Raw genomic sequence first — 9,753 nt, forward strand, 5'->3', positions numbered from 1 at the left:
GCTTGAAGAGTCCATGTGGCGCGTGGAGTCACGCTTCGACCTGACATTTCAAGAACAGCGATTCGCTTCGGACTTCGTGGAGTTCGGGCGATCTGGACGAACCTACTCGCGCGAGCAAATCATTTGCACTGACGCCTCGCCCATCCAAGCAAAGCTGCCCCTGCCGAACTTGCAGCTGCGCATGTTGGATGTCAATACGGTACAGATTACCTACGACTCGGAAGCCTTGTACAACGGCGTAGTCGAGTACGCCCATCGCAGTTCAATCTGGTCTCATATCGACGGTCGGTGGGTGATGCGCTTTCATCAAGGCACACCGTACCAACCTTCATCACCTGTGTCTGGCGGTCAGAGTGCGGCCTAACTGGTCATCCGAGCGGACGCCTTACGGCGCCTCTCAATTTCAACGTTAGCCATCACAATCCGCGCATGGACAGCATCAGCCGATTCGCGAACGACCTTAGCTCTTGGTACTGGTGGCTGTCTGTAGTGTTTGTTGGTCTAGCGATAAATCTCGTCAGTTCCTATGCCAAGCCGCCGCTAGACAAATGGCTAGACGGACGATCCTCGCGCCGCAGGCTCGCTCGCGAGGCGCGCGATCGAGAGTTTGACGAAAAGGCGTCGAAGATCGCCGCTGACCCGACCTTGTTGACGTTGGCGAATCAGAAGGCAAATCAAGCAGAGACGCGGACTCAGCTGGCCTTCATTCTTATCGGCGTCAATCTCATCCTTCTATTCACCGTTACGTCGCTTCCGGAACCTCGGAGCGGCATGACGACATTCTTGATTGTGGGCTTGTTCGCACTTATACCGATGCACTTGCTGAACCTCATGAAGGCAATGAAAGGCGAAACTGCCGCGGAGGATCTGTATCGTGCTGCTCGAAAGAAGTACAGGATGCCTAACCCGCAGTTGCAGCCGACGCCTGACGGCGCGGCTGAACGCAATCGTTAGCCCACTATGAAGATCCATCTCGCTACGGCGACGATCGCTTGCCTCATCGGATCTACATCCGGATCCGCATGGGCAGTCGATTCGGAACTGGTCGAAATGTTGCGTTTAGGGCTCCTGCAACAACGGCAGAACTGCACGAAGGCCTTTCCAGATATGAAAGACTTCTTCGAAGATGGGTTCTTCGAATTCGCCAAAGCCAACTCTAACTACGTCTCGTTGGAACGCTGGAACGACTCAAGTGCCGTAGGTGCGAGCGCGGACCTCCCTCGCAGCAGGGCATGGTGCATGGACTTCTTTCATCGCAACGGGAAGTTCGACGAAATGATCTCCACCATCTTCGACGAGCAACAGAATTTCCGACTCCTTCAGGAGATGGTCGAAAAAAAGAAGGGTTCCCGTGGCGTGGTGGGAATAGGGCTTAGTGATACACGGCCAGCTTATGTCGCCCACATTGCCCCGGGGTCACCCGCCGCAACCGCAGGAATCAAAGAAGGCGACTTCATAATTCGATTGAACGACGCGCCGGTCATGAGTGCCAAGAAATTTGCACTAGAGATTGGCGCAATGGAGCCAGGGACTCAGGTCACCATCGTAGTTCGTCGTACCTTTGAAATTCTCTCATTCCGTTTAGGCGTAACAAGGGTTGACGCCCTTGCAACCGAATAGCGTGGAAACGTGGGCTAACCCGCAGTTCCAGCCGACGCCTAACGGCGCGGCTGAACGCAATCGTTAAGCCTCACCAGCTACTATGGCCGCCATCTTCGCCTTCAAATGCACATGCTGCGGCGAGATCCATGAGGGATCTCCGAGCCTTGGATATCGCATGCCCGATCAGTACGCCTGCCTGTCTGACGAGCAACGCGCGGCGATGGGCAAGATCAGTAGCGACTTCTGCACGATCACGCACGAAGAGGGCACGGACTACTTCGTTCGTGCCGTTCTGGAAGTACCGATTCACGGCGTCGAAGAGCCGTTTCTCTGGGGGGTTTGGGTCTCGCTGAGTGAGAAGAGCTTTACTCGCTACGTCGAAACCTACGACTCGCCTATCGACGGTGATGGTTTCTTCGGCTGGGTCTGCAACTCAATTCCAGCCTATCCGTACGACGGTTCACGCGCGGCTGATGTAGTGGTGCAACTTGGCGGCGAGCGTCCAAAGGTAGTCCTTCACCGGGGTGACCCCGAGGACGACCCATTGGTGCTCGATCAAGTCCATGGAATTTCGGTGTCGCGAGCGCAGCAAATCGCGGAGCGGTCGTTCCATGAGGCTTAACCTTTCATTCCAGCGGACGCCTTACGGCGCCGCTGAATTCAAACGTTAGCCGTCATTCGTGGATAGGTTCGTCTACTACTCAAGGCCAAAGCTGATTGCCAGCCTGACCCCGATGTTCGTGATCTTGGTCGCCCTGACATGGGTCGGTCTGAAGGCCGGCGTCATCATGATTCTTGCGGTCTCTTGGGGTCTGGTCGTGTCGGCGGTCATCCTCAAACTCAGTCCGTTTACTAGGCCGGTGTTTGAGGTCGGGCGGACGGAAATTGCATATGGCCGAGATCTGGGCTCCAAGGTGCCAATCTCTGCAATCAAGTACGCCATTCCAGGCGGTCCAACAGCGAACGCCTGGCCTGGTGCTACCAGCGTTTTGCTGGAAATGGAGGCACGCGTGGTGGGAGGGCAGCGCTACTACGAACGTAAGGTTGTGCAGCTCTTTTGTGTTGACACGCCCGCAGAGGAAATTGCTGAGCGCATCAACTTCTTTGTGCAAGAGCGGGTGCGCCATGCCGGCTAACCCGCAGTTCCAGCCGACGCCTAACGGCGCGGCTGAACGCAATCGTTAGCCGTCATGCCAGAAAGTCTCGTCTCGTTCGTTGCATTCGAGCCATCGCATATCGCGCCGGCCAGATCGTTATGGGACGGATCGGAAGGCGTCGGCCTCAGCAGCGCCGACGAACCGCCGGCACTCAGGAGTTTCTTGCTGCGCAACCCAGGCCTCAGCTTCGTTGCCTTACAGGCAGATCAAGTTGTCGGTACAGTTCTTTGCGGCCACGATGGCCGGCGAGGCCTGATTCATCATCTAGTGGTTGCCCCGGGTAATCGTAGGCAAGGCATTGGGCGCGTCTTGTTGCGGCGCGGTCTGGCAGCGCTGTTTTCCGAGGGCATTCAGAAGACTCATCTTCTTGTGTTCAAGTCCAACGCATCTGGTCTGGCCTTTTGGCGCTCTGTCGGCGCCGAGGAACGCACCTCGCTCGCGCTCTTCTCGCTGGCCACGCAAAATGCCGGCTAACCCGTCATTCCAGCGGACGCCTACCCGACAACAGCGGGAAGCACAAGCCATCGTTGAGAGCCATGTCGACGAGATCCGAAATGCCTGGAATCACCACTTCGGTCAGTGAGGTCACTCATGTGTCCAAGCACGGTTTCTGGCTACTCTTGGACAGCGAGGAGTTGCTCGTCCCGTTTGTTGACTTCCCGTGGTTCAGGCGTGCCACGATTGAACAACTCACCGATGTCGAGTGGCCTAGTCAGGATCATCTCTACTGGCCGCAGTTGGACGTCGACCTTTCCGTTGAATCAATCCGTCGCCCAGAGTCCTTTCCCCTCATTGCCAAGATGAGGCCTAACCCGCAGTTCCAGCCGACGCCTAACGGCGCCGCTGAATTCAAACGTTAGGCTGCGGCGTACCGGGTGTCGTTGGCCACCCCTCAGCTCAGTCTTCGCAGTTCCACCATGTACTCCTCCACCTTCATCTTCGCCACCAAGCAACTCGACGACGCGTTTCACCGCCTCGACCAGGAGATCGCGGCGGCTGCGAAGGCCATCCCGGGCTATCTGGGTGAAGAAGCGTGGGAGAACACGGCTGCGGGCCTGGTCTCGAACGTCTACTACTGGGAGTCGCTCGAGGCCCTTCAGCAGCTCGTGCAGCATCCCCGCCATCTGGAAGCCAAGGCAGGGCAGGGCAACTGGCTTGCGGGGTATCAGGTCATCATTGCCCAAGTCATCCGGACCTATGGCGATTCAGGCCTTGGCCACGTGGGGGCCATCACGCCGGCAGCGTGACCGGCATGGCGCACTGCTCCGCCCCAGTGCCGCCAGCCGGCTAGGCGTTCCCCACCACCACCTCGCTGATCTGCACCACCGGCTGCAGATCGGTGTAGTTCGGGATGTCGCCCATGATCTCGGCCGCGTGCGGGCCGAAGCCGGCCTGGAAGCGTTCCACCGAGTCGCAGAAGATGTGGCACATGGCCACGTAGGTGGCCGGGGTGTCCGGCGCGCCGCCGCCCAGGCCCTTGTCCACCGTGTAGAAGTTGCAGGCGTCGCCCATGCGTTCCTTGACGAGCGGCATGTGCTTGTCGCGGTAGTAGCCGTGGTCGAACCGGGCGCCGGGCTTGTTCGGGTACATGACGCTGACCTTGATCATGATGGCTGTCTCCGTCGTGGGGTTCAGACGATGCGCACGCCCAGGTTGGGCAGGCCGTCGATATGGCCTTCGATCACGTCGCCGCGCACCACCGGGCCTACATTCTCGGGCGTTCCGCTGTAGATGATGTCGCCTGGCTTGAGTTCGAAGGCCTGCGAGAGCTGGCTGATCTGCTCGGCCACGCTCCAGATCATGTCGCGCAGGTCGGCGCTCTGCTTGGTCTGCCCGTTCACCTTCAGCCAGATCGCGCCCTGCCTGAAATGCCCGGTATCGGCCACGCGGTGCAGCGGCCCCATCGGCGCGCTCATGTCGAAGCTCTTGCCAATCTCCCAGGGCTTCTTCTGGTCACCCATGCCGCGCTGCAGGTCGCGCCGCGTCATGTCCAGGCCGATCGTGTAGCCGTAGACCAGGTCCAGCGCCTGCTCGGGGCTGACGCTGCGCCCGCCCTTGTCCAGCGCGGCCACCAGTTCGATCTCGTAGTGGTAGTTCCTGGTCAGCGTCGGGTAGGGGTGGTCGGCGATGGTGCCGGGTGCGACGTTCTGCACCGCGTCGGCCGGCTTCTGGAAGAAGAAGGGCGGCTCGCGCGTCGGGTCGCTGCCCATCTCGCGCGCATGGGCGGCGTAGTTGCGGCCGATGCAGTAGATGCGGCGCACCGGGAAGCGCTGCGCGCTGCCGACGATGGCGATGGTGCTGGCCTGCACCTCGAAGGGCGTGGCCGGCCTGTCCGAGGCGGCCTGGCCGGGCAGCGCGCAACCGGCGACGGCGCCGGTGGCCATCGCGGCCGAGGTGGTGATCATCGAGCGGCGGTCCATGTCGGGCGGTCTCCTCGTTTTTTGCATATGAAGCGTCGAAGATTAGGCGAGGGCGGAGGCGCCGTCGAGACGGTCCGTTAGGGCATACTTGATCGGCTCTGCACCTATCGCACACCTCTCACTGACCAAGGAGACCTGCCATGTCCCTTCGCATCAACGACGTCGCTCCCGATTTCACCGCCGAGACCACCCAGGGCCCGATCAAGTTCCATGACTGGATCGGCGACCAGTGGGCCGTGCTGTTCTCGCACCCCAAGGACTTCACGCCGGTCTGCACCACCGAACTCGGCTACATGGCCAAGATCGAGCCCGAGTTCGCCAAGCGCAACGCCAAGCTGATCGGCCTGTCGGTCGACCCGGTGGCCCGCCACGCCGACTGGGCCAAGGACATCGAGGAGACCCAAGGCGCCGCCGTCAAGTACCCGATGATCGGCGACGCCGACCTGCAGGTGGCCAAGCTGTACAACATGCTCCCGGCCGAGGAAGTCGGCTCCGACGGCCGCACCGCCGCCAACAACGCCACCGTGCGTTCGGTCTTCGTCATCGGCCCGGACAAGAAGATCAAGCTGATGCTCACCTACCCGATGACCACCGGCCGCAACTTCGACGAGATCCTGCGCGTGCTCGATTCGATGCAGCTGACCGCCAAGCACAAGGTCGCCACGCCGGTGAACTGGAAGCAGGGCGAGGACGTCATCATCACGCCGGCCGTCTCCAACGAGGAGGCCGAGAAGTCCTTCCCCGGCTTCAAGACGATCAAGCCCTACCTGCGCACGACACCGCAACCCAAGAGCTGATGTCCCTGATCTTCCGCCAGCTTTTCGACCCGCAGTCCTCCACCTACACCTACCTGCTGGGGGATGCGGCGTCGGGCGAGGCGCTGCTGATCGATCCGGTGTTCGAGCAGGCCCGGCGCGATCTGGCGCTGTTGCGCGAGCTGGGCCTGCGCCCGGTGGCCACGCTGGACACCCATGTCCATGCCGACCACGTCACCGGCGCCTGGCTGATCAAGGCCGCCACCGGCAGCCAGATCCTGCTGTCAGAGGCCGCCGGCGCCGCCAACGCGGACCGGCTGCTGCGCCATGGCGACACAGTGCGTTTCGGTGCCCGGCACCTGGAGGTGCGCGCCACGCCGGGCCATACCAACGGCTGCCTGAGCTATGTGCTGGACGACCACGCCATGGCCTTCACCGGCGATGCGCTGCTGATCCGCGGCTGCGGCCGCACGGACTTCCAGCAGGGCAGCCCGGCGCAGCTGTTCCAGTCGGTGCAGCAGCAGCTGCTGCTGTCGCTGCCGGCGTCATGCCTGCTCTATCCCGCCCATGACTACCGCGGCCTCACCGTCACCAGCGTGGCCGAGGAGAAGCGCTACAACCCGCGCCTGGGCGGCGATGCCAACGAGGCCGACTTCGCCGGCTACATGAACCACCTGGGCCTGCCGCACCCGAAGCTGATGGACCTGGCCGTGCCGGCCAACCTGCGCTGCGGCCGGCCCGACGACGGCGCGGATGCCGCCCCGGCCGCCCCCGGCTGGGCGCCCGTAACCCTGAGCTTCAGCGGCATCTGGGAGATCCAGGCGCAGGCGCTCGCCGAGGCGCTGGCCGCCGACGCAGCGCAGGAGATCCAGCTGGTCGACGTGCGCGAGCCGCAGGAGTTCGAGACCGGCCTCGGCCACATCCCCGGCGCGCGGCTGCTGCCGCTGGCGCAGCTGGCGGCCGGCGCGGGGCAGGGCGTGGACAAGACCCGCCCCGTCGTGACCATCTGCCGCTCGGGCGCGCGCTCCGCCCAGGCCAGCGTGCTGCTGACCAAGGCCGGCTTCTCGCAGGTGGCCAACCTGGCCGGCGGCATGCTGCGCTGGCGGGCGGAGGCGCTGCCGTTCGAGCAGGGCGACAGCTGAGCCGCTCCTGACGCCGACGTTCAGCGGCGCATCTGTGCCATCATTGACACGGTTCCAGGGCAGGTTCGAAGGTCCGTACGAGAGACCGCGCTGGCGAGGGTTCGATCGATGGGCGTGGCGGCGTGGCGGCGTGGTGCGCTGGCGGGCTTCGAGCTGTCGCGGGGCCTGTGGCGCGTCGTCTGGCTGGCCAACGGCCTGTTCGCGCTGGCGCTGGCGCTGGGCCTGTGGGTCAGCCATGGCCTGCATCTCCAGCACGCCCGCGAGCGGGCCGAGAACACCAGCCTGACGCTGGGCCGCTCGCTGGGCGGCATGCTGGACCAGATCGACCTGCTGCTCTCGGCCGTCGGCAACGAGCTGGAGCAGCAGCTGCAGCGGCCGGGCGGCCGTGTGGACGCCGCCGCGATCAACGCCACGATGGAGCGGCTGGTGGCCGGCGTGCCGGGCCTGAACACGCTGCGCTTTTCCGATGCCGAGGGCGAGGTGCGGGCCGGCGACGGGCTGCCGCGCGGCTCCGGCGCGGTGCAGCTGGCCGGGCGCGACTACTTCCTGCGCCTGCGCGAGCCCGGTGCCAACGCCATGCTGGGCCAGGGCCCGCTGGTCAGCCGCACCAACGGCAAGCCGGTGCTGGTGTTCGCGCGGCGCTATCTGGATGGGCGGGGCCAGTTCGCCGGCGTGGTCTACGCGAGCGTGGAGCTGGCGCGCTTCCCGGCGCTGTTCGGCGAGCTCCAGCTCGGCGCGCATCCCAGCGTCAGCCTGATCTCCGACGGCGACTTCGTGATGCTGGCCCGCCACCCGATGCCCAGCGACAACGAGACGCTGGGCCGGCGGATGCGCCATGGGCAGGTGCTGCAGGCGCTGCGCGAGGGCACCGCCGCCGCGACGCTGACCATCACCTCGCCCACCGACGGCATCGAGCGCATCGTCTCGCTGCGCAAGCTGGATGCGCGGCCCTACTGGGTGTCGGTGGGCCTGGCCACGCGGGAGGCCCTGGCGCCGTGGCGCGAGCAGTGCGTGCTGGCGGCGCTGGTGATGGCCGTGTTCGCGCTGCTGACCGGGCTGGCCGGCTGGCAGCTGCGCCGCACCTGGCGCCGCCAGGGCCGCACGCTGACGACGCTGCACGGCACGCTGGAAGCGACTGACAACGGCCTGCTGGTGGTGGACCGCCACCGCCGCGTGCTGCACGGCAACCAGCGCTTCGCCCGCATGTGGCGCCTGCCCGAGCCGCAGCCCGGCGCCTCGGACGCCATGACGCTGAAGCCCGCGCTGGACCAGCTCGTCGACCCGGCGCTGCTGCTGGAGGACCTGGAGGCCGCCCAGTTGGAGGCCCGCGGACGCGAGCTGCCGCGCGCGCTGCGCTTCAAGGACGGCCGCGTCTTCGAGAGCTGCGCCCATCCGATGCTGCTGCCCAACGGCCGCGCGGGCGGGCTGGTCTGGAGCTTCCGCGACGTCAGCGAGCGGGTGCAGCGCGAGCAGGAGCTGGAGGGCTACCGCAACGAGCTGGAACGTCGCGTCGAGGCGCGCACCCGCGAGCTGGCCGTGGCCATCGAGCAGGCCGAGGCCTCGAGCCGCGCCAAGGGCGCCTTCCTGGCCCAGATGAGCCACGAGCTGCGCACGCCTTTGAATGCGATCCTGGGCTTCGTGCAGCTGCTGCAGATGGACGCGCAATGCACTGACGAGAGCCGCCGCCGCCTCGCCACCATCGAGGCGGCCGGCCGCCAGCTGCTGGCGCGCATCGACGAGGTGCTGGAACTGTCGCGCGGCGAGACACCGCATGGCGAGCCGCTGCCCGGCGCGATGCGGGTGCTGGTGGCCGATGCCGACGAGGCCGCGCGCGAGCAGCTGCGCCAGATGCTGGAGCAGGCCGGCTGCCAGGTGCGCGAGGCCGGTGACGGCCAGCAGGCCGTGCGCCTGTTCCAGACCTGGAACCCGGCGCTGGTCTGCCTGGACCCGGCGCTGCCGGTGCTGGACGGCGCCGCCGCGGCCCGCACGATCCGCGCGCTGCCGGGCGGGCGGCTGGTGCGCATCGTGGCGCTGTCGGCCGCGGGCGGGCCGGCGGATCGGCCGGCGCAGGAGGCGTGCGCGGCGGCCTGCGACGAACAGCTCGCCAAACCGCTTCAGCCCGCGCATTTGTTCGCGCTGCTGGGGCCCTTGGCGATGCCGCCCGGCGGGCATGCGCAGAGCCATCCGCTACCGTTCGGGGCCTGACGATTGCTGCCGCCCCGTCCCGCGGCCCCACCATGACCGTTGCCCCGCCTGCCACGCCCGAGAGCGCCGATTTCCAGCGGCGCTACCGGCGCTCGGCCGCCGCGCTGGCGCTGGCGGTGCTGCTGCTGGCCGCCACCGCCCTGTGGCTGGTGTTCCAGGACCGCGCGCAGGTGTGGGCCACCGCGCACCGCAACCAGGAAGACGTGGCCATCGCCATGCAGACCTCGATCACCGAGCTGCTGGCCCAGCCGATCTTCAGCATCCAGAACATCGCCACCGACCTCGGCGAGCGCCAGCATCCCTCGCGCGAAGTGCAGCTGCAGGCGCTGCGCACGGCGATGCGCTACGACCCGCTCTCCACCTATCTCGGCATCCGCACCGAAAGCGGCCTGCTGCTGGTGGATGCCGCGGGCGAGGCGCCGGCCGACCCGGCCCTGGCGATGGAGAAGCCGGCAGGCGGCCTGCGCCTGGG

General features: G+C 65.4%; 14 protein-coding genes. 12 read left to right on the plus strand and 2 right to left on the minus strand.

Annotation, left to right across the window (positions count from 1 at the left end):
• From B0W88_RS26485 to B0W88_RS26520, 8 genes are all read left to right on the plus strand, one after another.
• On the plus strand, positions 1 to 364 hold a 364-nt coding region (locus B0W88_RS26485; RefSeq protein WP_144006987.1), incomplete at its 5' end, for a DUF4440 domain-containing protein.
• 65 nt (positions 365 to 429) lie between these two features.
• Positions 430 to 954, plus strand: a complete 525-nt coding sequence (locus B0W88_RS26490; RefSeq protein ID WP_077037586.1) for a hypothetical protein — start codon at positions 430 to 432, stop codon at positions 952 to 954.
• Positions 955 to 960: 6 nt separating this feature from the next.
• Positions 961 to 1,620: a PDZ domain-containing protein gene (locus B0W88_RS26495; RefSeq protein WP_083749088.1), complete on the plus strand. Its 660-nt coding sequence runs from the start codon at positions 961 to 963 to the stop codon at positions 1,618 to 1,620.
• A gap of 82 nt (positions 1,621 to 1,702) precedes the next feature.
• Positions 1,703 to 2,224, plus strand: a complete 522-nt coding sequence (locus B0W88_RS26500) for a DUF2199 domain-containing protein (protein WP_077037588.1) — start codon at positions 1,703 to 1,705, stop codon at positions 2,222 to 2,224.
• A gap of 112 nt (positions 2,225 to 2,336) precedes the next feature.
• The gene (locus tag B0W88_RS26505) at positions 2,337 to 2,738 is read left to right on the plus strand and encodes a hypothetical protein (RefSeq protein WP_144006988.1); all 402 of its coding nucleotides are present in this window, start codon (positions 2,337 to 2,339) and stop codon (positions 2,736 to 2,738) included.
• A 54-nt stretch (positions 2,739 to 2,792) separates the two neighbouring features.
• Positions 2,793 to 3,233, plus strand: coding sequence for a GNAT family N-acetyltransferase (locus B0W88_RS26510; RefSeq protein ID WP_077037590.1), 441 nt, complete (start codon positions 2,793 to 2,795; stop codon positions 3,231 to 3,233).
• A gap of 80 nt (positions 3,234 to 3,313) precedes the next feature.
• Positions 3,314 to 3,619 (plus strand): DUF2442 domain-containing protein, encoded by a 306-nt coding sequence (locus B0W88_RS26515; RefSeq protein WP_077037591.1) that lies wholly within the window; start codon positions 3,314 to 3,316, stop codon positions 3,617 to 3,619.
• A gap of 57 nt (positions 3,620 to 3,676) precedes the next feature.
• The gene (locus B0W88_RS26520) at positions 3,677 to 4,006 is read left to right on the plus strand and encodes an antibiotic biosynthesis monooxygenase (protein ID WP_077037596.1); all 330 of its coding nucleotides are present in this window, start codon (positions 3,677 to 3,679) and stop codon (positions 4,004 to 4,006) included.
• A gap of 40 nt (positions 4,007 to 4,046) precedes the next feature.
• On the opposite strand, the gene B0W88_RS26525 is transcribed toward B0W88_RS26520, so the two are convergent.
• Together B0W88_RS26525 and B0W88_RS26530 are read right to left on the minus strand one after the other, a co-directional pair.
• Entirely contained in the window at positions 4,047 to 4,367 is a 321-nt protein-coding gene (locus B0W88_RS26525; RefSeq protein WP_077037592.1) for an EthD family reductase, read from the minus strand.
• 23 nt (positions 4,368 to 4,390) lie between these two features.
• A complete protein-coding gene (locus tag B0W88_RS26530) occupies positions 4,391 to 5,179 on the minus strand; it encodes a fumarylacetoacetate hydrolase family protein (RefSeq protein WP_198937944.1) in 789 nt (262 codons plus the stop codon).
• 140 nt (positions 5,180 to 5,319) lie between these two features.
• Here B0W88_RS26530 and B0W88_RS26535 point away from each other — a divergent pair, with 140 nt between their 5' ends.
• The 4 genes from B0W88_RS26535 to B0W88_RS26550 form a co-directional block, all read left to right on the plus strand.
• Positions 5,320 to 5,976, plus strand: coding sequence for a peroxiredoxin (locus B0W88_RS26535; RefSeq protein ID WP_077037594.1), 657 nt, complete (start codon positions 5,320 to 5,322; stop codon positions 5,974 to 5,976).
• A gap of 5 nt (positions 5,977 to 5,981) precedes the next feature.
• Positions 5,982 to 7,076: an MBL fold metallo-hydrolase gene (locus B0W88_RS26540; protein WP_077037597.1), complete on the plus strand. Its 1,095-nt coding sequence runs from the start codon at positions 5,982 to 5,984 to the stop codon at positions 7,074 to 7,076.
• 108 nt (positions 7,077 to 7,184) lie between these two features.
• Positions 7,185 to 9,281: a histidine kinase dimerization/phospho-acceptor domain-containing protein gene (locus B0W88_RS26545; RefSeq protein WP_077037595.1), complete on the plus strand. Its 2,097-nt coding sequence runs from the start codon at positions 7,185 to 7,187 to the stop codon at positions 9,279 to 9,281.
• A 32-nt stretch (positions 9,282 to 9,313) separates the two neighbouring features.
• Positions 9,314 to 9,753: hypothetical protein (locus B0W88_RS26550; RefSeq protein ID WP_144006989.1), on the plus strand; the 440-nt coding region annotated here is incomplete at its 3' end.

Origin of the sequence: Pelomonas sp. KK5, assembly GCF_001984095.1 — a bacterium.
Classification (GTDB): domain Bacteria; phylum Pseudomonadota; class Gammaproteobacteria; order Burkholderiales; family Burkholderiaceae_C; genus KK5.